Source organism: Bacteroidota bacterium, assembly GCA_016195025.1.
Taxonomy (GTDB): Bacteria; Bacteroidota; Bacteroidia; order Palsa-948; family Palsa-948; genus Palsa-948.
This window is the reverse complement of the sequence record JACQAL010000037.1, coordinates 41323-65302: the sequence shown is the minus strand read 5'-3', so window position 1 is coordinate 65302 and position 23980 is coordinate 41323. Positions and strand designations below refer to the sequence as shown.

The 23980-nt window shown below is 40.1% G+C and carries 24 protein-coding genes; 13 read left to right on the top strand and 11 right to left on the bottom strand.

Annotated features, from left to right (window positions below; genetic code table 11):
• Positions 1 to 220: T9SS type A sorting domain-containing protein (locus tag HY063_07700; GenBank protein MBI3501663.1), on the top strand; the 220-nt coding region annotated here is incomplete at its 5' end.
• A 7-nt stretch (positions 221 to 227) separates the two neighbouring features.
• On the opposite strand, the gene uvrB is transcribed toward HY063_07700, so the two are convergent.
• The 3 genes from uvrB to HY063_07685 form a co-directional block, all read right to left on the bottom strand.
• Complete coding sequence (gene uvrB / locus HY063_07695) at positions 228 to 2234, bottom strand: excinuclease ABC subunit UvrB (GenBank protein ID MBI3501662.1); 2007 nt, start codon at positions 2232 to 2234, stop codon at positions 228 to 230.
• Between the two features lie 89 nt (positions 2235 to 2323).
• On the bottom strand, positions 2324 to 4867 hold the full coding sequence (locus tag HY063_07690) for an ATP-dependent Clp protease ATP-binding subunit (protein ID MBI3501661.1): 2544 nt from the start codon (positions 4865 to 4867) through the stop codon (positions 2324 to 2326).
• A gap of 166 nt (positions 4868 to 5033) precedes the next feature.
• On the bottom strand, positions 5034 to 6221 hold the full coding sequence (locus tag HY063_07685) for a methyltransferase domain-containing protein (GenBank protein MBI3501660.1): 1188 nt from the start codon (positions 6219 to 6221) through the stop codon (positions 5034 to 5036).
• A gap of 41 nt (positions 6222 to 6262) precedes the next feature.
• On the opposite strand from HY063_07685, the gene HY063_07680 reads away from it, so the two are divergent.
• Genes HY063_07680 through rfbC form a run of 4 tightly spaced genes read left to right on the top strand, consistent with a single transcriptional unit; the run spans position 6263 to position 11279 of the window.
• Positions 6263 to 7417 carry a glycosyltransferase gene (locus HY063_07680; protein MBI3501659.1) on the top strand — a complete coding sequence of 385 codons (1155 nt, stop codon included), beginning with the start codon at positions 6263 to 6265 and terminating at the stop codon, positions 7415 to 7417.
• Positions 7418 to 7467: 50 nt separating this feature from the next.
• Complete coding sequence (locus tag HY063_07675) at positions 7468 to 8256, top strand: polysaccharide biosynthesis/export family protein (GenBank protein MBI3501658.1); 789 nt, start codon at positions 7468 to 7470, stop codon at positions 8254 to 8256.
• Between the two features lie 10 nt (positions 8257 to 8266).
• The gene (locus HY063_07670; GenBank protein ID MBI3501657.1) at positions 8267 to 10723 is read left to right on the top strand and encodes a polysaccharide biosynthesis tyrosine autokinase; all 2457 of its coding nucleotides are present in this window, start codon (positions 8267 to 8269) and stop codon (positions 10721 to 10723) included.
• A 1-nt stretch (position 10724) separates the two neighbouring features.
• Complete coding sequence (gene rfbC, locus HY063_07665; protein MBI3501656.1) at positions 10725 to 11279, top strand: dTDP-4-dehydrorhamnose 3,5-epimerase; 555 nt, start codon at positions 10725 to 10727, stop codon at positions 11277 to 11279.
• Here rfbC and HY063_07660 read toward each other — a convergent pair.
• Complete coding sequence (locus HY063_07660; protein ID MBI3501655.1) at positions 11267 to 11653, bottom strand: hypothetical protein; 387 nt, start codon at positions 11651 to 11653, stop codon at positions 11267 to 11269. The two genes, rfbC and HY063_07660, sit on opposite strands and share 13 nt — an antisense overlap.
• 24 nt (positions 11654 to 11677) lie before the next feature.
• Positions 11678 to 12022 (bottom strand): hypothetical protein, encoded by a 345-nt coding sequence (locus HY063_07655; GenBank protein MBI3501654.1) that lies wholly within the window; start codon positions 12020 to 12022, stop codon positions 11678 to 11680.
• Between the two features lie 152 nt (positions 12023 to 12174).
• Between HY063_07655 and HY063_07650 the strand changes: the two genes are divergently transcribed.
• Genes HY063_07650 through HY063_07630 form a run of 5 tightly spaced genes read left to right on the top strand, consistent with a single transcriptional unit; the run spans position 12175 to position 16762 of the window.
• A complete protein-coding gene (locus HY063_07650; protein MBI3501653.1) occupies positions 12175 to 13416 on the top strand; it encodes an aminopeptidase P family protein in 1242 nt (413 codons plus the stop codon).
• A gap of 3 nt (positions 13417 to 13419) precedes the next feature.
• Positions 13420 to 14088: a hypothetical protein gene (locus HY063_07645; protein ID MBI3501652.1), complete on the top strand. Its 669-nt coding sequence runs from the start codon at positions 13420 to 13422 to the stop codon at positions 14086 to 14088.
• A 29-nt stretch (positions 14089 to 14117) separates the two neighbouring features.
• Positions 14118 to 16157 (top strand): M13 family metallopeptidase, encoded by a 2040-nt coding sequence (locus HY063_07640; protein ID MBI3501651.1) that lies wholly within the window; start codon positions 14118 to 14120, stop codon positions 16155 to 16157.
• 5 nt (positions 16158 to 16162) lie between these two features.
• Positions 16163 to 16357 (top strand): hypothetical protein, encoded by a 195-nt coding sequence (locus HY063_07635; protein MBI3501650.1) that lies wholly within the window; start codon positions 16163 to 16165, stop codon positions 16355 to 16357.
• 36 nt (positions 16358 to 16393) lie between these two features.
• The gene (locus HY063_07630; protein MBI3501649.1) at positions 16394 to 16762 is read left to right on the top strand and encodes an outer membrane beta-barrel protein; all 369 of its coding nucleotides are present in this window, start codon (positions 16394 to 16396) and stop codon (positions 16760 to 16762) included.
• 251 nt (positions 16763 to 17013) lie between these two features.
• Here HY063_07630 and HY063_07625 read toward each other — a convergent pair whose 3' ends face one another.
• The 3 genes from HY063_07625 to HY063_07615 all read right to left on the bottom strand — a co-directional run bounded on the left by HY063_07625 (position 17014) and on the right by HY063_07615 (position 18243).
• Positions 17014 to 17370: a hypothetical protein gene (locus HY063_07625; protein MBI3501648.1), complete on the bottom strand. Its 357-nt coding sequence runs from the start codon at positions 17368 to 17370 to the stop codon at positions 17014 to 17016.
• Positions 17371 to 17381: 11 nt separating this feature from the next.
• On the bottom strand, positions 17382 to 17945 hold the full coding sequence (locus tag HY063_07620; GenBank protein MBI3501647.1) for a sigma-70 family RNA polymerase sigma factor: 564 nt from the start codon (positions 17943 to 17945) through the stop codon (positions 17382 to 17384).
• A gap of 94 nt (positions 17946 to 18039) precedes the next feature.
• Positions 18040 to 18243 carry a helix-turn-helix transcriptional regulator gene (locus tag HY063_07615; protein ID MBI3501646.1) on the bottom strand — a complete coding sequence of 68 codons (204 nt, stop codon included), beginning with the start codon at positions 18241 to 18243 and terminating at the stop codon, positions 18040 to 18042.
• 218 nt (positions 18244 to 18461) lie between these two features.
• Between HY063_07615 and ffh the strand changes: the two genes are divergently transcribed.
• From ffh to folD, 3 genes are read left to right on the top strand one after another with little or no spacing between them, the layout of a single operon-like run.
• Positions 18462 to 19793, top strand: coding sequence for a signal recognition particle protein (ffh, locus tag HY063_07610; GenBank protein ID MBI3501645.1), 1332 nt, complete (start codon positions 18462 to 18464; stop codon positions 19791 to 19793).
• Between the two features lie 53 nt (positions 19794 to 19846).
• Complete coding sequence (locus HY063_07605) at positions 19847 to 20230, top strand: endonuclease domain-containing protein (GenBank protein ID MBI3501644.1); 384 nt, start codon at positions 19847 to 19849, stop codon at positions 20228 to 20230.
• Between the two features lie 25 nt (positions 20231 to 20255).
• On the top strand, positions 20256 to 21134 hold the full coding sequence (folD, locus tag HY063_07600) for a bifunctional methylenetetrahydrofolate dehydrogenase/methenyltetrahydrofolate cyclohydrolase FolD (GenBank protein ID MBI3501643.1): 879 nt from the start codon (positions 20256 to 20258) through the stop codon (positions 21132 to 21134).
• Between the two features lie 36 nt (positions 21135 to 21170).
• Here folD and HY063_07595 read toward each other — a convergent pair whose 3' ends face one another.
• From HY063_07595 to HY063_07585, 3 genes are read right to left on the bottom strand one after another with little or no spacing between them, the layout of a single operon-like run.
• Entirely contained in the window at positions 21171 to 22475 is a 1305-nt protein-coding gene (locus HY063_07595; protein MBI3501642.1) for a DUF5103 domain-containing protein, read from the bottom strand.
• A 10-nt stretch (positions 22476 to 22485) separates the two neighbouring features.
• On the bottom strand, positions 22486 to 23193 hold the full coding sequence (locus tag HY063_07590) for a hypothetical protein (GenBank protein MBI3501641.1): 708 nt from the start codon (positions 23191 to 23193) through the stop codon (positions 22486 to 22488).
• On the bottom strand, positions 23194 to 23946 hold the full coding sequence (locus HY063_07585) for a DUF2807 domain-containing protein (protein ID MBI3501640.1): 753 nt from the start codon (positions 23944 to 23946) through the stop codon (positions 23194 to 23196).
• Between the last annotated feature and the right edge of the window lie 34 nt (positions 23947 to 23980).

Here is a 23980-nt window from a genome sequence, read left to right as displayed (position 1 = left end):
TAATATTCTCAAAGGAATAATTTCAATTCCAGAAAACAATCCTCTGCAGGTTGATATTCTGGATGTGCAGGGAAGAAAGGTTGTGAACAAGGAAATAAACTGCAATGCTGGCACAAATGTATTCCAAATGAATTTAAATAATATAGAAACAGGAATTTATTTGCTTCAACTGAAAACCGCAGCGGGAATTGTTTCAAAGAAAATGGTGGTGGTGAAGTGAACAGAATTCACTTCTTCAGTTTCTTTTCCATCGCAAATAATTCATCTCGCAACCGTGCGGCTTCCATAAAATCCATTTCTTTTGCAGCGCGGGTAATTTCTTTTCGCAGTTTGTCAATTGCTTTTTGAATTTGTTCCTGCGTCATGTATTGCGTAACCGGGTCTGCGGCATAATCCAGAGTTTCTTTTTCAACGTAAGCGTATTTCATAGCTGAACTCCCGCCAAGAATAGAAGTTGTATTTTTCGCTTTTACGATTGACTGCGGCTTAATGTTGTGTTCGTAGTTATATTGAATTTGTTTTTTTCTTCTGCGCGTGGTTTCGTCCATCGTCTTTTGCATGGAGTCGGTAACTTTATCGGCATACATAATTACTTTTCCATTTACATTTCTCGCAGCGCGCCCGACAACCTGAACCAGCGAACGTTCAGAGCGGAGAAATCCTTCTTTGTCGGCATCAAGAATGGCAACGAGCGAAACTTCGGGCAAATCCAACCCTTCGCGCAAAAGATTTATTCCAACGAGCACATCGAACAAACCCAAACGCAAGTCGCGGAGAATTTCCACGCGTTCCATTGTATCAATATCCGAATGAATGTAACGGCAGCGCACGCCTGCATTCGCCAAATATTTTGCAAGTTCTTCTGCCATTCTTTTTGTAAGAGTTGTAACAAGAACTCGTTCATCGCGCTCGGAAACAATTCTTACTTCTTCCAGCAAATCATCAATCTGATTTTGTGTTGGGCGAATTTCAATCATCGGGTCAAGCAAACCTGTCGGGCGGATTAATTGCTCCACAATTATTCCTTCCGACTTTTGCAATTCAAATTCCGAAGGAGTGGCGCTGCAAAAAATTACCTGGTACAGAAGCGATTCAAACTCTTCAAACTTCAGCGGGCGATTGTCCATAGCGGCAGGAAGACGAAATCCGTATTCCACCAAAACTTCTTTGCGCGAGCGGTCGCCTCCGTACATTGCGTGAATCTGCGGAATGGTTGCGTGGCTTTCGTCAATCACCATCACAAAATCTTTTGGAAAATAATCGAGCAAACAAAATGGTCGCGAGCCGGGTTTTCGTCCGTCAAAATATCTGGAGTAATTTTCAATTCCTGAACAGTAGCCAAGTTCTTTCATCATCTCCACATCGTGCGTGGTGCGGTCATATAATCTTTTTGCTTCTTCCCTTTTTCCGATTTCAGTATAGTAATCCACCTGCTTTCCCAAATCAAGTTGAATGTTTGCAATGGCTTGATTAATTGTGTCGGGAGAAGTGACAAAAATATTTGCGGGATAAATTATAAAGCTGTCGAACTTCTCCAGCATTCTTCCGGTAGAAGATTCAAACGTGGAAATCTCTTCAATCTCATCACCGAAAAATAAAATGCGAACGGAATAATCCGCATAAGCAAGATTTACGTCCACCGTATCGCCCTTCACTCTGAAGTTTCCTCTCTGAAATTCCATTTCAGTTCGGGAGTAAAGAGAAGCTACTAACTGATGAAGAAATTTATTGCGGGAAATTTTCTGCTTGACTTTTACAGGAATAATATTTTTATGAAACTCCGCAGGGTTTCCGATTCCATAAATGCAACTCACGGATGAAATTACAATCACATCTCTTCTGCCGGAAAGAAGTGCGGAAGTTGTGCTCAGGCGAAGTTTTTCTATCTCATCGTTTATCTGTAAATCTTTTTCAATATATGTATTTGTGGTGGGAATAAAAGCTTCTGGCTGATAATAGTCATAGTAAGAAACGAAAAACTCTACTGCATTCTTTGGAAAAAATTCTTTAAACTCTCCGTAAAGTTGCGCTGCGAGGGTTTTGTTATGCGAAAGAACAAGCGTTGGTCTTTCCACCTGCTGAATCACATTTGCAATCGTAAAAGTTTTTCCCGAACCGGTTACGCCAAGCAAAGTTTGAAAAGGCATTGTGTCTTGCAATCCTTTTACCAATTGCTTAATCGCTTCGGGCTGGTCGCCTGTGGGGGAGAATGCGGATGTTAAATTGAATTTCATGATTGATGCTATACGAATTTACAAAAAGGAAGAAATAAAAAAGGCAGAAGATTTTTCCTCCGCCTTTTTTTAAATGAAACTGCCAAATGTTATTCTTCTTTCTTCTTCGCTTTCTTTTCTTTCGGCTTAATCACTTTGATAAAAACTTCTTCGGCATTTTTCTCATGGTCAATCTCAATCGTGTCGCCTTCGGCTGCGCCTGCTTTGATGATTTCTTCTGCAAGCGGGTCTTCAATGTATTTTTGAATGGCGCGTTTGAGCGGACGAGCGCCATATTGCGAATCAAATCCTTTGTCCACAATAAAATCTTTTGCGGGCTCGGTAACTTTAATCTGATAGTTGAGTGCGTTCACACGCTTGAAAAGTTTTTCAAGTTCGATGTCAATGATTTCGTGAATGTGTTCTTTGTTCAGCGCGTTGAACACTACCACATCATCAATGCGGTTTAAAAATTCAGGAGCGAAGGATTTTTTCAATGCACCTTCAATCACAGTTTTTGAATGTTCATCGGCAATGGCAGCTTTTGCAGCGGTGGTGAATCCAACTCCTTGTCCGAAATCTTTTAACTGGCGCGTGCCGATATTTGAAGTCATGATGATAATCGCATTTTTGAAATCAACTTTTCTTCCGAGGGAATCGGTGAGTTGTCCGTCATCTAAAACTTGCAGCAGAAGATTGAAAACATCCGGATGTGCTTTTTCAATTTCATCGAGCAGAACAATAGAGTAGGGCTTGCGCCTTACTTTTTCGGTGAGTTGTCCGCCTTCTTCATAGCCAATATATCCGGGAGGCGCGCCAATTAAACGCGACACAGCAAACTTTTCCATGTATTCGCTCATGTCAATTCGAATCAGAGAATCTTCGCTGTCGAATAAATATTTTGCGAGTTCTTTTGCCAATTGTGTTTTTCCAACGCCTGTTGGTCCAAGAAAAATAAATGAGCCGATTGGTTTGTTCGGGTCTTTTAATCCTGCGCGGTTGCGCTGAATTGCTTTCACTACTTTTTTAATCGCTTCCTGCTGACCAATGACTTTTCCCTGCAGCGATTCATTCATATTCACCAAGCGGGAACTTTCGCTCTGCGCAATCCGCTGAACAGGAACTCCGGTCATCATCGCCACCACTTCGGCAACATTTTCTTCCGTTACAACCTGACGGTGAGTTTTAGTTTCTTCTTCCCAGGATTTTTTTGCTACATCTAATTGTTCGAGTAATTGTCTTTCAATATCGCGAAGGCGCGCTGCTTCTTCAAACTTCTGGCTCTTCACCACTTTATTTTTTTCGTCCTTGATTTCTTCCATCTTTTTTTCAATCTCCAAAACATTTTTCGGAACAGAAATGTTTGTGATATGAATTCTTGAACCGGATTCATCGAGCGCATCAATCGCTTTGTCAGGTAAATGACGGTCTGACATATAACGCACAGTCAGGTTGACGCAAGCTTTAATTGCGTCATCGGTATACGTTACGTTATGATGGTCTTCGTACTTACCTTTTATATTATGAAGTATCTGAATTGTTTCATCTGCGGAAGTAGGATCAACCATCACGCGCTGAAATCTTCTGTCGAGCGCTCCGTCTTTTTCAATGTACTGGCGATATTCATCAAGCGTAGTTGCACCAATGCACTGAATTTCTCCTCGCGCAAGAGCGGGCTTGAACATATTGGAAGCATCAAGCGAACCCGAAGCTCCACCTGCACCAATGATTGTATGAATCTCGTCAATGAAAAGAATGACATCCGGAGATTTCTCCAGTTCATTCATCACTGCTTTTACGCGTTCTTCAAACTGACCGCGATATTTAGTCCCCGCTACCAGTGATGCAAGGTCGAGCATCACAACTCGTTTGTTGAAGAGCACGCGCGAAACTTTTCGCTGAACAATTCGCAGCGCGAGCCCTTCTACAATTGCTGATTTACCAACGCCCGGTTCTCCTATGAGAATGGGATTGTTTTTCTTTCTGCGGCTGAGAATTTGAGACACGCGCTCAATTTCTTTTTCTCTTCCCACAATCGGGTCAAGTTTTCCTTCTTCTGCCGCTTTGGTTAAATCCCTTCCGAAATTATCGAGCACAGGAGTTTTAGAACGGGCTTCTCCGCCTTTCTTGGGAGCATTGCCGTAGGACGTTGCGTCATCATCGTCATCATCTGCCTGCGTGGGAAATTCCGCTTTTGGGTCAAATAATTTTTCGTCTGAATTCATTTCTTCTATTTTATCTTTTATCGCTTCATAGTCAATATTGAACTTGTGAAGCGATTTGGTTGCTATGCTGTCGTTATCCTTTAATATAGCTAACAATAAATGTTCCGTTCCTATCACATTGCTTTTTAGTTCTCTTGCTTCGAGATGTGTGAACTTAATTGCCCGCTCCGCCTGTTTTACGAGTTGAACGTTTTGCAATTTGAAAGTGCTTTTCTTGCCGGGAGTCGCAATGGATATTTCGAGTTCTTTTCTGAGTGCCGATAAATCCACATTTAGTTCCTTCAGAATTTTTATTGCCATTCCTGTTCCTTCGCGAATCATTCCGAGAAGGAGATGTTCGGGACCTATATAAGTATGTCCAAGTCGCAGCGCTTCTTCGCGGCTGAAACTCAGAACATCTTTTACGCGCTGTGAGAATTTTGATTCCATAGTGTTTCTAGTAGTTTAACGATTCTCTATGCGAAATGTTACGATATTCAAAAATAATTATTATTCAATAGGTCAAATGTACTTTTCGTGCCGTATAACCTCTTTTGAATATAATCATTTTTTTCAACCTGAAAATGTTCATAATGTTTTGAATAAAAAAGACAAATCAGAAACCGAAATAATTATTACTACCTGTTCTTTGAATTTTCGCCATGAAAAACCCATCAAAGCCCTCGCTTGGATAAATTGTTTTTTGTTCCATCAAACAAAATTCATTTTTTCTTTCCATTAAAAATTTTTCAATTTGTTTTTCATTTTCAGAGGAGAGAATACTGCAAGTTGAATAAACCAGAATGCCTTTTTCTTTTAGCATTATGGAGTAATCATTCAGAATTTTTTGCTGAATCAGTTTTATCTTTTCAATAAATTCCATAGTCAATTTCCACTTAGCGTCAGGATTTCTTTTCAGCACTCCAAGCCCGGAGCATGGCACATCAAGCAATAACCTATCGGCAGAATTTTCCATACGTTTAATTGTTTTTGACGAATCAATCAATCGCGGTTCAATATTATTTGCGCCCGCGCGCCTTGCTCTTTTTTTTAGTTCATCAAGTTTCCACTGTTCGGTATCTAACGCAATTATTTTTCCTTTATTGTTCATTAATGCGGCAAGGTGAAGAGTTTTTCCTCCTGCACCAGCACAAGCATCAATCACTCGCATGCCTTCTTTTGAATCGAGAAAAGGTGCAACCATCTGCGAAGCAGCATCCTGCACTTCAAACAATCCATCTCTAAACGATTGTAAAGAAAAAATATTCTGCCGCTTTTTTAGAATTAATGCCGAAGGATAATTTTCCGAAACTTCTGTATCAATATTTTCTGCAAGAAGAATTTTTTGAAGTTCTTCCCTGGAAGTTTTCAGTGTGTTTGCGCGAAGAACTACTTTCGCTTCCTCGTTCAGTGCATGAATTTCTTTTTCCCATTTCTCTTCTCCCAATTCTTTTACGCCAAGTTCATCCATCCAATCGGGAATTGATTCTCGAATTTTGCGAATGGATTTCGCTCCTTCCAATTTTTCTGAAATTATTTTGTCTTCTTTTATACCTTTCAGCGCACAGTATGCAGAAAAAATTTTTTCATAATCAACTTCTTTATAAGGAAGAGAATAAACCAACAAACGATACCATCTTACAATATCATAAATTGTTTCGGCAATAAATTTTCTGTCGCGGCTACCCCATTTCGGATTGGTTTTCAAAATGCGCTCAATTACTTTGTCCGCGTATTTATTCTCAGAAAAAATTTCGTGCAACGAATTTAAAATAGCATCAACAGTATTGCGGTGTAGTTTCATTTACGCAAGTATAGCCAAATCAATTAACTTTGAATTCAAATATGCCAAGGATTCTGCGCATAGTAAATCGTTTTAATCTGGGAGGGCCAACTTACAATGCCGCCTATCTTACCAAATATCTTTCTCCTGATTTTGAAACGCTTCTTATTGGCGGAATGAAAGATGAAACCGAAGAAAGTTCAGAATTTATTTTGAAAAATCTCGGTCTGAATTATCAAATCATTCCCGAAATGAAACGCTCAATAAATCCAATCAATGATTTTGCAGCGTATCATAAGATAAAAAATAGTATTCGGGAATTTCAACCGCACATTGTTCATACGCATGCGGCAAAAGCAGGCGCGCTTGGAAGGCAAGCGGCATTTTCATGCAAGGTTCCGGTAACTGTTCACACTTTTCATGGACATGTTTTTCATTCTTATTTTGGAGGAATTAAAACTCTTTTCTATAAAAATATTGAAAGAAAACTTGCAAAAAAAACTTCAGCAATAAGTGCACTAAGTGAAAAGCAAAAACAGGAATTAGTTGAAGAGCATAAAATATGTTCTTCTGAAAAAGTGCATGTAGTTCCACTTGGGTTTGATTTGAACCGTTTTCATGAGAATATAGAAATGAAAAGAAAAAATTTCAGAGCGAAATATAATCTTTCAGAAAATGAAATCGCCATTGGAATTGTGGGAAGATTGGTGCCGGTAAAAAATCATTCTTTGTTTTTGTACGCAATAAAATATCTAAAAGAAAATTCTTCGAAAAAAATCCTTGGCTTCCTAATTGGAGATGGCGAAGAAAGAAATTTTCTTGAAGAAAAAGCAAAAGAACTTGGCATAAAAGAAAACATTCTATTTACTTCCTGGGAAAAAAACGTGGATAAAATTTATCCCGGATTGGATATTGTTTGCCTTACTTCTTTTAATGAAGGAACGCCTGTGAGTTTGATTGAAGCACAAGCGGCAAATCGCCCGATTGTTTCTACAAGCGTTGGTGGAATTGAAAACGCTGTAGTTCCAAATAACACCGCCTTGCTTTCCGAAATTTCAGATGAACAAAAATATTTTGATAACCTGCTTCGTTTGGTTGATAACGATAATTTGCGGAGTGAAATGGGTAGAGGCGGCTGGGATTTTGTGAAAGATAAATTCAGTTACTCACGGCTTGTGAATGACATGAAATTACTCTATACGCAACTTCTAAAATAATTTTGTTCCGCATATTTTAATAACTTTACCATCCTGAAATTACACATAGTATGAAACGAATCGTTATTGTTTTTTTTATTGCGGTTGCAGTTTTCTTATCCGCCTGCCGCTCCCTTAATCCGAGTGTAATGTTAAAGACAGGAAAAGATTTTAAGTATAATACTTTTTCAACTGAGCCGCCTGCCGTTTATAAAATTTCAAAAAATGATGAATTGAGTTTTAATATTTATACAAATGACGGGTTTAAATTAGTTGATTTGACAACTTTATTGGGTGAACAAAGCACAACAACAACTGGCGGAGGTGGGACTCGTACTGTAAAAAGTTCCCTCACCTATAAAGTTGAATTTGATGGTGCGGTAAAATTTCCCGTCTTAGGGAGAATTAATCTTCAGGGAATGACTGTGCGTGAAGCAGAATCTTTTCTGGAAGAAAAATATTCTGCATTCTATAATAAGCCGTTTGTACTTCTTGAAGTTACAAATCGCAGAGTAATTATTTTTCCGGGTGCGGCTGGTGCTGCCCTGGTAGTGCCTCTTCAAAATGAAAATACAACCTTAATGGAAGGGCTTGCTTCAGCAGGTGGAATTTCAGAAAATGGTAAAGCATATAAAGTGAAACTTATTCGTGGAAATCTGAAAGACCCGGAAGTTTATTTGATTGACCTTTCCACGCTCGATGGTGTAAAAAAAGCTAACCTTATTTTACAAGCAAATGATATTATTTATGTAGAACCGCACCTGAGAATTGGAAAAGAAGTCATGGCAAATATTCTTCCCTATCTTTCATTTATTACCACCACTATTCTGTTTATCGAGTTAATTAAGAAAACTCCGTAATCTTTTAATTATGTTATCCGACCAGTTCAGTAAAACTTCCGATTCTTTTTCACAATACAAAGAAAGAGTTTCAAAACTCAGCAGCGATTTTGAACTGGGGCTTTTCTTTTTTCTCCTGCGAAAAAATCTTTTCTGGATTTTTATTTTTTTTCTGTTTGCATCCGGCATCGCTTATCTTTATTTACGTTACACGCCTCAGGTATTTGAATCAAAAACAGTTTTACAGGTGAATTCTGAAAACGAAGCGAATAAAATCCTGAATGTGGAAAACATGTATGAAAATCAGAATGACATTGCCAAATCCATCGAACTCCTTCGCGCAAAAGTTTTTTTCCGAAGGGCTCTTTCTGCTTTGCCGCTCGGAGTTACTTATTTTGCCGAAGGAACTTTCAGAAGCAACGAACATTATCTTGTCAATTCCTACACTGCCGATGTAAATGTTAAATCACCTTCTATTAATGGAAGAAGAATTTATATTGATTTCGAAAATGCAGACGGTGGAGTTATTCATTATCCTGCAGATGGATTAACAGTTGAGCAAAAATTTAAATCACGAGAAAAATTTTATACAAAAGCTTTTGAATGCACTATTACGGTCAATAATTATTCTGAAATAAAAAATCAGGAAGGCGCTGTAAAAGAAAATAAATTTTATTTTACAATAAATGATTTTGATGCGCTTGCCAATGAATATTTTTCCCGACTCAATGTTCGCTTGCTAAACGATGCCGCCAAGACCATTGAAATTTCTTTTCAGGATAACAACGCAGCAAAAACTGCCGATGTGGTTTCCGCAATGGCAAATGAGTTCATCCGGTACGATGTAGAAAAAAAAGGCGAAAGCGCCCGTAAAATTGTGGCCTTTCTGGATGAGCAATTGAACATTGTCTATGAACGGCTTCGCAATGCGGAAACTTCCATTTACACATTCAAAAAAGATAACAAAGTGAACGATTCAAAAAATATGGGCGAAGCCGAAAGTTCGCGTTTGAGCACGCTGGAAGATGACCTCATCTCTCTTGAACTCAAAGAAAATGTTTTAACGGAAGTGGAAAAAAATATAGACGAAAAAAAGGACTTGGATTCGTATCAGTTAATTTCTCTTCTTACCGGAATCGAATATGAAACTGCGCTTACAAATCAGATAACTTCCTTGGAAACCCTTTTGAAAAACAGGGAAGAACTTTTATACCAGGTTACACCCACTAGTGAAAAAATAAAATCGGTTGACAGCCAGATAAATGTTCAGAAAAAGTTTTTACTCGAAAGCATCCGTTCCATTAAGGATAAATTAAAAATCCGAAAAGAAAATCTTGATATGAAAGTTAAAGAACTCGAAGCGAAATTTTACAGCATGCCCTCGGATGAAGTGGAATATTCCCGCCTTCAGCGGCTGTTTAGCATCAATGAAAAATTTTATAACCTTCTGCTCGAAAAGAAAACCGAATATTCAATTTCTCAGGCAGGAAATGTTTCGCAGCATCTCATTCTCGACAAAGCCATTGTTCCAAACACTCCGGTTTCTCCGCAAAAAACAACCGTAGCCGTTTCGGCAATTCTTGCCGCGCTGCTTGTTTCGTTGCTGCTTACTTTTTTCCGATACATTACGCACGATGAAATTAATTCGGTGAACGATATAAATAAAATAACCAGCGCTTCCATTTCCGTCCTCGGAATTGTTCCGAAGTATAAAAAAGATATTCCCGTTTCGCAGTTACTGGTGGATAAAAATCCCAAATCGCTTATTGCGGAAGCATTCCGTTCCATTCGAACCAATCTTCAGTTTATTTCGAATGAGCCGGGTTCTAAAATTCTTGCCGTAACTTCCACCGTTTCGGGCGAAGGAAAAACTTTTGTGGCAATTAATCTTGCCGGAATTATTGCCTATGCGGGAAAAAAAGTTATTGTCATTGACCTTGACATGCGCAAACCAAAAATTCATTTGGGCTTTGGCGCAGAAAATATAAAAGGAATGAGCACGCTGCTGATCGGAAGAGATTCATTTGAAGATTGTGTTCAGCATAGTTCATTTGAAAATCTTGACTTCATCACTGCCGGTCCCATTCCTCCCAATCCATCGGAGTTAATCATCAGCAGTAAAATGGATGATATGCTGAAATACCTCAGAACAAAATATGAATTTATAGTTCTTGACACTCCTCCGGTCGGGCTTGTTACCGATGGCGTTGCAATAATTCAGAAAGCGGATTATCCGGTTTATATTTTCCGTTCGGAATATTCCAAGCGTGCCTATGCACAGAATGTTGACCGGCTTTACAATGAAAACCGCATCAAAAAAATTTCCGCCATTCTCAATGGCGTTGACATTGACAGAAAATTCTACGGATATAATTATGGCTATGGCTATGGCTATGGATACGGCTATGGACAGGGCTATGGATATTACGAAGACCGTCCCGGCACGAAGCAAAATAAAAAATCCTTCTTCAAAAGATTTTTTTCCTGATATGCAGGTGATTCCCACTTCCCTCAGCGGATTGTTCATTATTCAGCCAAAAGTTTTTGAAGATGCGCGCGGATATTTTTTTGAATCCTATAATAAAGAATTTTATTACAAACAGGGAATAAAAACAGAATTTGTTCAGGATAACCAATCGCTTTCGCAGAAAGATGTTTTGCGCGGGCTGCATTTTCAAAATCCTCCGCATGCGCAGGCAAAACTTGTGCGGGTTATCACAGGAGCTGTGCTCGATGCGGCAGTTGACATACGAAAAAACTCTCCCACGTATGGAAAATACGTTGCCGAAATTCTTTCGGAAAAAAATAAAACTATGATGTTTATTCCCGAAGGTTTTGCCCACGGTTTTTTAGTGCTGGAAGACAACACCATTTTTTCGTATAAGTGTTCAGGAGTTTATAATACAGAATCGGAAGATGCAATTTTATGGAATGATGCTGCGATTGGAATAAACTGGGGAATAAAAAATCCCGTCCTTTCGGAAAAAGACAGGATTGCACAACAATTCAAAGATTTTGAAAGCAAATTTTCTTACTTGGGCTGAACCGTTTTTGTTTCGCTGCTCTTTGGTTCTCCCGATGATGTTCCTGTTCCCGATGCTTCTTTGTTTGTTTTAGTTCCTCCTTTAGGTCCTGTTGCGCCTTCATCTGAAACAGCAAGCCCGGCCGCGCCTGAACTTCCCGTAGCACCGCTATTTTTTTTAGCAGGGTTTTCGGTTTTCTTTTGCGGTGAGTTTTGTTTGCTTCCCGAAGCGCCTTCATCCGAAACAGCGAGATTGGATTGGCTTTCGCTTTTTGGTTTGGAGCCGTCCTGAAGAATAGTATTGAGTTCTTTTAATTTATCTGCCGCATTCTGGCTGAATGAAAACAGCGGTGCAAAAAGAAAAATAATAACAACCGCCTGAAAAATATTTTTCATGGAAATAGTTTGGTGTTTGAAAATTTATTTTGGAGAAACTCCGGTAGTCGGAGCCGATTTTTTCTCAGCCGGCTGAGAAGTTTTTTTGCTGTTGGCTTTGTCTCCGGGCGTTCCGGCATCGCTCACAGCAATTTTATTGTCAACGGCAGGAGCGGCTTCTTCTTTATCGGCTTTTTTCACTTCGGTTTTTTTCGAAGGAGCCGGTGAAGCGGTGCTCTGCGAATTTTGCTGAGGTGCCGGTTGAGAGTTTTGAAATTTAACCGGAGCCGACATCTGCATCGGCTGAGGAGTTGAGGTTCTTTGCTGGGCATAAGCCGTCATGCAAAAAGTTGCCATGGCAACTGCGAAAATTAATGTAAGAGTTTTCATTGTAAATGATTTTTTGTTTTGCTCCGTTTTTACAAAAGTAATGCCAATTTTTTAATTACAAAATTATTTATGACATTCTTTTGAACGTCTGACGTAAAAAAGTGCAGAAAAGTTACATCAGTTAGAAGAAATTTGATTTAATTCGTTCATTAATGAATCGCAGAAACTTTATTAAAACCACCGGCACTGCCGCAACACTCGGAATAATTGTTCCATCTGTTTCGTTTTCTCTGCCGGAAATTTCTTCTGCAACACTAAAATCTATTACAGACAGAATAAAACCAATTACAGCAGAAGAAAGATTGCAGCGGATTGAAAACGCACGCAAACTTATGTTCGAAAATAAAATGGACGCACTGCTCATGGAAGGCGGAACTTCGCTGAATTATTTTACGGGAGCGAAGTGGGGGAGAAGCGAGCGCTTGTTTGCCATGATTCTTCCGCAGAAAGGCGAACCGTTTTTTATTTCTCCGAAGTTTGAAGAAAGCAGGGCGAAGGAACAAGCCGGCAGCGCAAAAATTTTTACATGGGAAGAAAATGAAAGCCCGTATGAACTCCTGAAAAAAGTTTTAACGGAAAATAATTTGCTCAGCGGAAATTTAGGCATGGAAGAAACCACACGGTTTGTTATAACTGAAAATATAAGCAAGGCAATTTCTTCTTTGCGTTTGCAAAGCGCAACTACTGTTACTGCCGGCTGCCGCAGCGTAAAATCTGCGCATGAAATAGAACTCATGCAAATTGCCAATGACATCACCGCTGAAGTTTATAAAACTGCCGTAACAAAACTGACAGAAGGAATGAGCGAGCGCAAGTTCGGAGAAATAGTTTCAAAACTATTTTCAGAATTCGGAGTTGAAGGAGGTGCGCTGGTTTTATTCGGAGAAGCATCGGCTTATCCTCACGGAACTGTTAAAGAAAATAAATTGAAGCAAGGCGATATTGTTCTGATTGATGGCGGCTGTTCTGTGGAGGGATATGAATCAGACATCACGCGCACCACCGTTTTCGGAAAACCAACTGAGAAAATGAAAACTGTTTTTTCGATTGTTCGCAAGGCGCAGGACGAAGCATTGAAAACTGCCAAGCCGGGAATTGAAGCAGAGAATGTAGATGCTGCTGCGCGGAAAATAATTTCTGAAGGCGGCTACGGAAACGGCTATACTTATTTCACTCACCGCCTCGGTCACGGAATTGGAATGGACGGGCATGAATGGTATTATCTTGTCGGAGGAAATAAAAAATTGTTGCAGGCGGGAAATATGTTCAGCAACGAGCCGGGCATTTATATTCCGGGAGAATTCGGAATACGCATTGAAGATGAAATGCTGATTACAGAAAACGGAGCGAAACTTTTATTGCCGCAGGCGGAAAGTTTGGAAAAAATATTTTAACCGATGAATACATCCGACATCATTGCACAATTAATTGAAGGGAATGAAATCTTTACAGGTGCGCATCAGGAAAACTATTTTGACTCTTTCAAAAAGCAGCAAACGCCTTTCATCACGCTGGTAACCTGTTCGGATTCACGCGTGCCGCTCAACGCGCTTCTTCCCGATACTGCGAATAAAATTTTTTCCATTCAGAATATCGGCAACCAGATTTTATCCACCGAAGGTTCGGTTGATTATGGAATTTACCACCTGAAAACTCCCGTGCTTCTTTTCATGGGGCATTCCGATTGCGGAGCCATTAAAGCATACCTCAAAGGGTTTTCAGAAGAAACATTTAACATTCAGCACGAACTTGATTTCTTAAAACCGCTGATTCACGAACACGCGCATACTTCTGATTTTGAAAAACTGCACGCACAGGTAATTGAAAAAAATCTGGATTACCAGGTGAATATCGCCTGCAAAAAATACAAGCAGTTGATTGCTGATGGAAAACTTACCGTGATAGCAGCGTATTATGATTTCACAGGAATATTCCGCAAGAAACAGGGGCAAATTGTGATTGTGAATGTGAACAAGCATAAAGCAGAACCAGAACTGCGCAACTTGCCGCTATTCGAAAAGTTAAACCAACTTCAGAAAGAAAATTATATCGGTCGGCTGGAGTAGCCGCAACTCTTTTTATTTAATTTCGGAATATGAAAAACATTACACTCGCATTATTTGCAGGAATTATTTTTTCTTCCTGTCAGAATAATAATTCCTCCTCAGAAAAAAAATCAAAGGACCCGCTCGTTGAGCATATTGATTCGAGCGTTCGCGCGGCAGATGATTTTTATTTGTATGCAAACGGAAAATGGTTTAAGCAAAATCCCATTCCTTCTTCCGAAACAGGCAATGGGATTTTTCTCATAGTGAGAGACAGCGTGAACAATTCAATCAAACTGATTTGCGAATCAAACGCGAAAGAAAAAAATCTTACGAAGGGAAGCAACAAACAAAAGATTGGCGATTTCTTTTTCTCCGGCATGGATACAACAACCATTGAAAAACTTGGAATGACTCCGCTTGAGGAAGAATTGAAAAAGATTGACGCAGTGAAAACAAAAGACGATGTGCTTTCTTCCATTGCCCGCCTCCATTCAATGTCGGTTCATCCTTTGTTCGGCTTCACGGTTACGCGCGATGATAAATTAGCGTCTAAGTATGCGGTGTTCATCCGCCAGGGCGGAATTGGTTTGCCGGAGCGTGATTATTATTTCAACAACGATGCGCGCACAAAAAATATTCGCGAAGAATATGTAAAGCACATTATAAAAATGTTTCAGGTAATGGGAAATAATTTCACGGAAGCAGAAAAGAACAGCACAAGCATAATGACTATTGAAACTTCTCTGGCAAAAGCGAGCCGCACCATTGAAGCGCTGCGCGACCCCTACAAAAACTACAACAAGATGACCATTGCCGAGATAAATAAAATTTCTCCTGCTGTGGATTGGAAAAAAATGCTCGCGCTCTTCGGCATTCCCAACAGCGATACGCTCATTGTTATGCAACCGGAGTTTTTCAAACAGGTGGATGCTTCGCTGAAAACAGTTTCCATTGCCGACTGGAAAATTTATTTAAAGTGGAATCTTATCCGAAACTATTCTCCGTATCTCAGTAAAAGTTTTGAAGGCGAAAGTTTTAATTTCTATGACCGAATTCTTTCCGGGCAGAAAGAACAAAAGCCAAGATGGAAAAGAGTAGTGGAGGAAACCGAAAGCAATTTAGAACAGATTGTGAGCCGGGAGTATGTTGCGAATTACTTGCCGAAGGAAACGAAAGATAAATTCATTCAACTCGCGACTAATTTAATGGAAGTGTATGCAGAGCACATAAAAAAACTGGACTGGATGAGCGACACCACAAAGAAGAAAGCGCTTAACAAATTGAGCAAAGTAACTATGAAACTCGGCTGGCCTGATACGTGGAAAGATTTTTCTTCGCTGGAGATTGAACGAAACACGTATTGCGCAAACGTAATGCGCGCGGCAAAATGGCATTACGATTACATGATTAATCACTGGGGAAAGCCGGTTGACCGCACCGAATGGGGAATGACTCCTGAAACGTACAACGCCTACTACGAGCCAACGCTCAATGAGATTTGCATTCCTGGCTGCAACATAATTGTCCCGGGCTTTGACGGAATTCCCGATGATGCGGTGATTTACGGAGTGATTGCCGGCTCTACCTTCGGGCATGAAATCACGCATGGCTTTGACGATGAAGGAAGGCAATACGATGCCGAAGGAAACCTGAAAGGATGGTGGACGAAAGATGACAGCGTGAAATTTTCTCAGCGCGCAAAACTTTTAGCGGAGCAATACAACGCTTACACGGTGCTGGATAGTTTGCACGTGCGCGGGTATGCAACGCTCGGAGAAAACATTGCCGACCTTGGCGGTGCGGTGATGGGTTTTGAGGCGTTTAAGAAAACAGAACAGTACAAGCAAAATAAAATCATCAACGGGCTCACGCCTGCGCAGAGATATTTTCTTTCGTTTGCGTATTCATGGATGTTTCAGCGAACCGATGCCGCGCTGGCAAATCAAATCATGACCAATGTTCATTCGCCTTCGCAGTTTCGCGTGGATGGACCGCTGAGCAATATGAAAGATTTTTACGAGGCATTCAATATTAAATCAGGAGATAAAATGTTCCGTGCCGATTCAGTAAGGGTGGTGATTTGGTAACAGCCATGAAATATTTTTTTGCAGCAGCGGGTTTGTCTTTATTTATTTCTTTTTCTTCTGCACAAACTATTTTCGGATTTAAGGCGGGCGCGGGCGTGAGCAGAATCAGCACTTCTTCTCTTCCCAGTTTCACCGTTCATAAAGATTTACTGCGCCCTTGCGTAGCAGCAGGAATGTTTTATCAAAAGAGGTTCAGGTGAAAATCATTTCTCGGTGCAGAAGTAGATATTGTAATTGTGCGCGGAAAAGAGCATTGGGAGATACGTGATTCAACCGGCAATTTCAGAAGCGAAGATGATAAGCGATACATCGGTTATCTTGGAATTCCCGTTTACTATGGCTATACATATAAAAAAGTAAACATTAATCTTGGCGTTCAAACGCTGTTTGCGTTGCAGAGCGTTGGAAAAATAAACGGAACATTCAGTCAGAATTCTGTTTCCGCTTCTTATTCTTCCAAGATGGATAAATTGGATATTGCCGATTATGATTTTGAACCGCGAATAGGAATCTCCTTTCGCATCAACAAACTTTTTTCTGCCGAAGCTGTTTTCTGCTATGGCATCAGTAACCTTTTAAAGAGCAATGCGCTGAATGACCAATGACGAATTCAGCAGTTGACGATTGGCATCCGCTATAAGTTTTACGAAATAGAAGCCGATAATAAAAAAATAAATTCGGTATTGGATTAATATTGCCTTCTCATTTATAACCTCACTAACATTAAAACACGGGAATTGACGGAAAGATTTCTTTTTTGCGGGAGATAATGTGTTCAGCAGGCAACATGAGATAAAAAACCCTGTCAGGATTTAAACGCCTGACAGAGTTAGAAGCACTCCTTATTCCATATGCATTATAGCATTTCTTTTTTTTCCTCCTGTTCACAGCAATCGGGGTCACAGCACTTGCGGAACTTTGCACGCTCTTCTTCGCTCATGCCTTCCCATTTTTGTTTCCAGCGTGAGTGCCAGCCGCCTCGCCAGTGCCCACCGTATCCGCATCCGCATCCGTGTCTTCCTCTGAATCCTCCGAAAAGAATTTTCGCAAGCACCAGAATTCCGAATGCTTTCCAGTAAGTAATCATGCCGAGTCCGAAAAGTTCAGGCATCAGCCAGTTCCATAATGCCATTACCACATAGCCGAGCAGGAACGCGCCTGCCACACATGCTATGCCGATGCCGATGCATCTTTTAATCCAATGGTTTCTCATAGTTTTTTGTTTTAGTTGTTTAGTAGTTCTTTGTATAATTCTTTTAATCGTTCTCTTAAAAATAATACCGCATATCTTTTTCTCGAAAGCAATGTATTCACGCTTTCTCCTGTGAGTTCAGAAATTTCCCTGAAACTCTTCCCGTCAATTTCGTGAAGCATGAAAACCTCGCGCTGTTCTTTCGGTAATTCGTCCAGCGCATCTTCCAGTTCTTCGGTCACAGCCGAACGAAGCATTTTATTTTCCGGTGAATCATTTTTAGCGGGAAGAATATCCGAGAGGTTAAGCATTTCGCCTTCCTCTTCGTGCGAATGAATCATTTGCTTTTCCAGCGACTCAGGTTTTTTCTTGCGAAACAAATCGGTAATTTTGTTGCGGGTGACTGTGAAAAGCCATGCGCCAACATCTTCAATGGGTTTCATCAACCGCGTGTTTTCCACCAATTGATAAAAGACATCCTGCAGAATGTCTTCGGCATCATCGGCATTGGGAATGCGCCTGCGTATAAAATCCAGCAAGCGCGGGCTTTCCTTTTTCACCGTCTCCTGAATGGATTGGTTCTGGGTCTGCGTCATTACTGAATCAAAGGTAAGCGAAAGGGCTTTCATACCTATGAAGACGAATGAAGGGAAAATATATTTTAGAGAAAAAGAAAAAAAATTCCGGGGACTATTTTAATTTCAAAATATCCTTGTGGTCGGCACCGATGGCAAGAAGAATTAATTCGAGTTGCTCAATGGTGATATTTTTTCGCCCGTTCTCAACGTTTGAAATATATTGCTTGTCGGTGTTGAGTTTATCTGCAATTTCTTCCTGGGAAAGTTTGCGCTTCTTGCGTTCGCGTTTTAATATTTGCCCGAGCGTTTTTTTCATGTCCTGATTTTGATTTTCTGAATTGACTGCAAAGTAAATCCCTTTTATGTTTAAGTCAGTAAATCTGATAGGTTTACTTCGTTGAAGGTCAAAATGTTTCAAAAGAAACGAAATATTCTTTCCTCAGCATATAATAAGGTATAAAACATGACAGGAATTATATCTCTTAAATTTCCGCCAGATAAAATTCCTAAATTCGCCTTTCATTTTTTGAAACCATGTTTGAAAATTTATCCGACAAAATAGAACGCGCCTTTAAAATTCTGAAAGGGCAGGGAAAGATTACGGAAGTAAACGTGAGCGAAACGCTCAAAGAAATCCGTAAAGCGCTGCTCGATGCGGATGTGAATTATAAAGTAGCAAAAACTTTTACCGATAACGTAAGGGAGAAAGCGCTCGGTCAAAATGTTCTCACTTCAATTTCTCCCGGACAATTGATGACGAAAATCACCCGCGATGAGTTAGCGGAACTGATGGGCGGGAAGAACGAAGAAATCAAACTCACGGGAAATCCTACTGTGATTTTAATGAGCGGACTTCAAGGTTCGGGCAAAACAACTTTCTCCGGAAAACTTGCAAACTATTTAAAGAACAAGCGCGGAAAAAATCCATTGCTTGTTGCCTGCGATATTTACCGCCCTGCTGCGATTGACCAGTTGAAAATTTTAGGAGAGCAGATTGGAGTTTCTGTTTTTGCCGAACCGGAAAATAAAAATGCAGTTGACATTGCGAAGAAAGCAATTCAGTTTGCAAAAAATAATAACCACACGGTTGTAATCATTGACACTGCCGGCCGCCTTGCGATTGACGAACAGATGATGAATGAAATTTCCGCAGTGAAAAAAGCCGTTGACCCGCAGGAAATTTTATTTGTGGTGGATGCAATGACGGGACAGGATGCAGTGAATACTGCAAAAGCTTTCAATGATAAATTAAATTTCGATGGAGTGGTGCTTACAAAATTAGATGGCGATACGCGTGGTGGTGCTGCGCTTTCGATAAAATCTGTCGTGAACAAGCCAATCAAGTTTGTTGGAACGGGCGAAAAGATGGATGCGATTGATGTTTTTCATCCGGATAGAATGGCGGATAGAATTTTGGGAATGGGAGATATTGTTACGCTCGTTGAAAAAGCGCAGGAGCAGTTCAATGTAGAAGAAGCAAAAAAACTTCAGAAGAAACTCGCGCAGAATAAATTTGACTTCGATGATTTTCTCGGGCAGCTTCAGCAAATAAAAAAGATGGGCAATATGAAAGATTTAATCGGAATGATTCCCGGAGTTGGAAAAGCGATGAAAGATATTGATATCAACGATGACGCGTTCAAAGGAATTGAAGCCATCATTCAATCAATGACTCCGAAAGAAAGAAACAATCCCGACATAATCAACGGAAGCCGCAGGCAAAGAATTTCAAAAGGCAGCGGGCGACCCATTCAAGATGTGAACCGGCTGATGAAACAATTTGAAGACATGCGCAAGATGATGCGGATGATGGGCAACAAAGACCAGATGAGAAAGATGATGCAAAATATGCCGAAACCAAGATGATGTATTATCCCCCTTACCAAAGGGGGATAAAGGGGGTTGTGGGAAAATATAAAATGAAAATCTATTACAATTCAAATCTAAAGCAACTCTCTCGTGATTTACGAAACAACAGCACGCTTTCAGAAGTTTTATTATGGAAACAATTGAAAGGAAGAAAAATCAAAGGATATCAATTTATGCGTCAGAAGCCGATTAAAAAATATATTGTTGATTTTTATTGCAGCAAATTAAAACTTGCAATCGAAGTAGATGGAAGTAGCCATAATGAAAAAGCTGAAGAGGATTTGAAAAGACAGAATGAACTTGAGAAATTAGGAATTACTTTTTTAAGATTGGATGATAAATCAATTAAAATCCAGATTCATCATATTATAAGAGTAGTCGAAGATTTTATTGAAGAATTGGAAATCAAAAATAAATTGCAGACAACCCCCTAACCCCCTTTATTAAGGGGGAAATCAAATGCATATAATTGACGGTAAAAAAATATCAGAACAAATCCAAAGCGAAATTGCTGAGGAAGTAAAGAAGATAAAATCTTCCGGAGAAAAAATTCCCCACCTCGCAGCAATACTTGTCGGCAATGATGGCGCGAGCGAAACGTATGTTGGCGGAAAAGTGAAAGCGTGCGAGCGTGTTGGATTCAAATCAACGCTCGTAAGATTGCCCGATACAACTTCTGAAAATGATTTGCTGAAAAAGATTTCCGAATTAAATAATGACAAAGACATTGACGGATTTATTGTTCAGCTTCCTCTTCCCTCAACTATTTCTGAACGAAAAGTTATTGAAGCCATCGCTCCCGAAAAAGATGTGGATGGATTTCATCCTGCAAACGTGGGACGAATGGCTTTGAATCTTCCAACTTATCTTCCCGCAACTCCTTTTGGGATTTTGCAACTCATCGAACGATATAAAATTCCTACCGAAGGAAAAAACTGCGTAGTGATTGGAAGAAGCCACATCGTTGGTTCTCCTATGAGCATTCTTCTTGCGAGAAATTCTTATCCCGGAAATTGTACGGTTACACTCACACACAGCAAAACAAAAAACCTGAAAGAAATTTGTCAAAGTGCAGATATTATTATTGCCGCTCTCGGCAAGGCAGAATTTCTCACAGCAGATTATGTGAAAGAAGGCGCGGTGGTGATTGATGTGGGAATTACACGAGTGAAATCTGACCAAACAAAATCCGGCTGGAAACTTTTAGGCGATGTGAAGTTTGATGAAGTGGCTCCGAAATGTTCTTTCATCACTCCTGTGCCTGGCGGAGTGGGGCCAATGACGATTGCTTCTCTTCTGATGAATACGCTGAAGGCAAGCAGGAAGGAAATATATTAAATGAATTTCCACGTTGAATTTTTTTTCTTATACTTTTTAATATTTCCATGAGTTAAACCGTTTCATTCCTATCAGCATATCGTAATTGCTCGTCATCGGTTTGTAGTAAACATAAATTTCATAATCATTTTCGGTTTCAAAGTGGGTGCCTTCCACAAAAGTTTCATCGCCTGTTTTTTCGCCATCGTTTAAGTAAACGTATTCGTAGTTGTAATAACCCTGTTTGAGATACAGCGTGGCTTCATACTGCTTCAGCGTTTTATTGTAAAACATTTTGTATTCGTTGGAATATTTCCAGCCGGTGAGAGCGCCAAAAACATAAATGCTTCCGTCAGTTACCGGGTTATCCATAAGCAGCGTGAAATGCACGTAAATATATTCAGCTTCCGATTCGCTGGCATTGGGCGAACTTTCCTGCCTCACAATTTTATATTTCCCATTCAAATCGCGGTCGGAAAAATAGCCGAGATAATTTCTGCGTTTGCCGGGAAAAAGTTGCACGTGGTAATTGCGCGCAGAATCCTGCCAAACATTTTTTACATACTCCGAGCGCCAGCGAATACTTTTTATATCGAAGTTCCGGAATTCATTTCCTCCGGCAAAAACATTATCCTGCTCGTTGTGATACGTGAGTTCGTTGTCTTTTACAAAAAGCGGTTTGAGTTTGGTAATGGCATTGTCCCAGCGATCATTCTGCATGAGCATTACTTTTAAATCCTGGTAAGGATTTACAATTTGGTAATTGGAAGTTTGAATGGTGAAATCAATTTCCTGTTTGTAATTATAATTGTCCGTGATGGAAGGATGATGTACCTCGGGAATAATATTCAGCCGGTCATCGAGCACCATGAATCGTTTTGTGAGCACAACATCGTTCGGGTCGTAATTGAGAAAAACTTTCAGAATGTAATTTCCCGATTTTGCCGGCTTGAGATTTTCCGTTGGAAAAACCAATTCGTAGTGAACATATTTCTGCAACGTGTTTTTAGAATATTGATAATCGAGAATTCCATCGTCAAAAAATCCGGTGATGTATTCCGATTGAAGCAGGCGGTCGGTGGGATTCCAGTTGGCATCGCAGTGAACAATGGTGAATCGGTAGGTTTTGGTATCGTTATCCAGGTCATCGAACAGCAGTTTGAGTTTATCATTCGAGCCGAGTTTTAGTATGGGTGCGGTGAATTCATAATCATCACGCTCGAGCCGCACGGTGCGGATATTTTTTTTATACACAAAATCATCGTAGCGAAGAAAATTTGAAACGTAATAAGAAGAATCCTGTGCGTTAACAAAATGAAAGAATAAAAACAGTGGAACATAAGTGAAAATATTTTTTTTCATAATTCTCCCTTTAGGGTTGGGGCTTTTTTTCTTCTTCCACTCCTAAAAATGCCGTGCGCCCCAAATGCCAAACCGGATTAATGCTCACGTGGTCAATAAATAAATTTTCAGAATAGCAGGCAAACGATTCGTTGATGGGCGTTTGCTGTGTGCCTCCGCGCATTACCAAAAAAATAACAGGCGCGGCAATGGAAATAACAATGACTTTGCGTGATGGTTTCGAAGTGGAGTAGGGAAGCACCATCAATATCATTACGCGGAAGAGCAAAACAAAAACAGCAATGACAATCACTACTCCGATGAGGGCGGCAACCATTTGCCATGTGTTTAAATAAGGAAACATTTTTGCGGGCGCTAAAAGGTAATGCAGCGTGTTGTAATTAATCAGCGCGTTCCATTCGCTGTACATGGCAATGTTTGAAATGCACACAATGGTAACCAGCGCAATCAGCAGCAAGTTATAATAATGATTCACTAAGTTCAGAAAATTATTTTTCAGAAATTGCTGAATGCTCCAGAGTATGAGCGGCACACTGATGAGATACGCAATTGCAGAAGCATCGAGCCGCAGTCCATATAAAAATGTCATAAGCGCCTCATAAAATTTTCCTTTCGGAATGCGTGAAAGAAAAACCAAAATAAAAATCAGCCGGTACAGCGCGAAAAAAAGCCACCAGTAGAACGAGAGTTTCAGAAAAAAAAATAAACTTCTGAGCATTTAGTTAACAGCAATTGCTTTTCCCTTTCCGGTAATTTTTACTTCTACCGATGGAGGACTGCCTTTGTAATAAATATTTCCCGCCCATTCAATTTTTGCCCAAAGTGATTTCCGAACATTCAGGTATTCATTGCCCGATGCCTGTGATGTTCCCCACGCATAATCGGTTTCAAAATCCTCGTTGTGCAAAAATCCTTCACCAATATGAAAAAATCCCATGAGCGGGGTTTTTCCGTGAAGTGTTATATCTCCGGTTCCATTCATCTCTACAAAAACTACTTTCGTTGAGTTTACCGTAAGTTCTACATCTCCCGATTCTGCAGTGCGGATGTCCAACGAATCGCAGGCGATGGTGCCGGTGCTTTTAATTATTCCGCTGCCGTAATTCCAAATGCTTTCAATGCGCGGCAGGGTAAGATACACGTTGATGACTCCTTTTTTATAACTGCGCGCCCATTTGCAGCGGTTGGCATTTTTCAGGTAAAGTTCTCCGCCAATGATTTCTGTTTTTACAAGCGGCAGAAGTTTTTTTCCTCCTTCCACAGTTACTTCCTGCTCATTTCCCTGCTGAATGAAAAGGTTTATATCATCTGTCAAATAAATTTTTGTGAAGGAAGGAAGCGCGCGCGTTTCGGTAATCCGCTCGCCCGTACCTTTTAACATATCCCATCTGTTTTCTTTTGTGCAGGATAAAAAAGTTCCAATGAAAAGAAAAAAAGCTGCGGCTGAAATAATTTTTTTTCTGTATTTCATAGCGGAGAAACGAATATACAAACATTCATGCATA

Coding starts and splice junctions, on each gene's coding strand:
- uvrB (MBI3501662.1), bottom strand. CDS start 2,234: ATGAAATTCAATTTAACATCCGCATTCTCCCCCACAGGCGACCAGCCC.
- HY063_07690 (MBI3501661.1), bottom strand. CDS start 4,867: ATGGAATCAAAATTCTCACAGCGCGTAAAAGATGTTCTGAGTTTCAGC.
- HY063_07685 (MBI3501660.1), bottom strand. CDS start 6,221: ATGAAACTACACCGCAATACTGTTGATGCTATTTTAAATTCGTTGCAC.
- HY063_07680 (MBI3501659.1), top strand. CDS start 6,263: ATGCCAAGGATTCTGCGCATAGTAAATCGTTTTAATCTGGGAGGGCCA.
- HY063_07675 (MBI3501658.1), top strand. CDS start 7,468: ATGAAACGAATCGTTATTGTTTTTTTTATTGCGGTTGCAGTTTTCTTA.
- HY063_07670 (MBI3501657.1), top strand. CDS start 8,267: ATGTTATCCGACCAGTTCAGTAAAACTTCCGATTCTTTTTCACAATAC.
- rfbC (MBI3501656.1), top strand. CDS start 10,725: ATGCAGGTGATTCCCACTTCCCTCAGCGGATTGTTCATTATTCAGCCA.
- HY063_07660 (MBI3501655.1), bottom strand. CDS start 11,653: ATGAAAAATATTTTTCAGGCGGTTGTTATTATTTTTCTTTTTGCACCG.
- HY063_07655 (MBI3501654.1), bottom strand. CDS start 12,022: ATGAAAACTCTTACATTAATTTTCGCAGTTGCCATGGCAACTTTTTGC.
- HY063_07650 (MBI3501653.1), top strand. CDS start 12,175: ATGAATCGCAGAAACTTTATTAAAACCACCGGCACTGCCGCAACACTC.
- HY063_07645 (MBI3501652.1), top strand. CDS start 13,420: ATGAATACATCCGACATCATTGCACAATTAATTGAAGGGAATGAAATC.
- HY063_07640 (MBI3501651.1), top strand. CDS start 14,118: ATGAAAAACATTACACTCGCATTATTTGCAGGAATTATTTTTTCTTCC.
- HY063_07635 (MBI3501650.1), top strand. CDS start 16,163: ATGAAATATTTTTTTGCAGCAGCGGGTTTGTCTTTATTTATTTCTTTT.
- HY063_07625 (MBI3501648.1), bottom strand. CDS start 17,370: ATGAGAAACCATTGGATTAAAAGATGCATCGGCATCGGCATAGCATGT.
- HY063_07620 (MBI3501647.1), bottom strand. CDS start 17,945: ATGACGCAGACCCAGAACCAATCCATTCAGGAGACGGTGAAAAAGGAA.
- HY063_07615 (MBI3501646.1), bottom strand. CDS start 18,243: ATGAAAAAAACGCTCGGGCAAATATTAAAACGCGAACGCAAGAAGCGC.
- ffh (MBI3501645.1), top strand. CDS start 18,462: ATGTTTGAAAATTTATCCGACAAAATAGAACGCGCCTTTAAAATTCTG.
- HY063_07605 (MBI3501644.1), top strand. CDS start 19,847: ATGAAAATCTATTACAATTCAAATCTAAAGCAACTCTCTCGTGATTTA.
- folD (MBI3501643.1), top strand. CDS start 20,256: ATGCATATAATTGACGGTAAAAAAATATCAGAACAAATCCAAAGCGAA.
- HY063_07595 (MBI3501642.1), bottom strand. CDS start 22,475: ATGAAAAAAAATATTTTCACTTATGTTCCACTGTTTTTATTCTTTCAT.
- HY063_07590 (MBI3501641.1), bottom strand. CDS start 23,193: ATGCTCAGAAGTTTATTTTTTTTTCTGAAACTCTCGTTCTACTGGTGG.
- HY063_07585 (MBI3501640.1), bottom strand. CDS start 23,946: ATGAAATACAGAAAAAAAATTATTTCAGCCGCAGCTTTTTTTCTTTTC.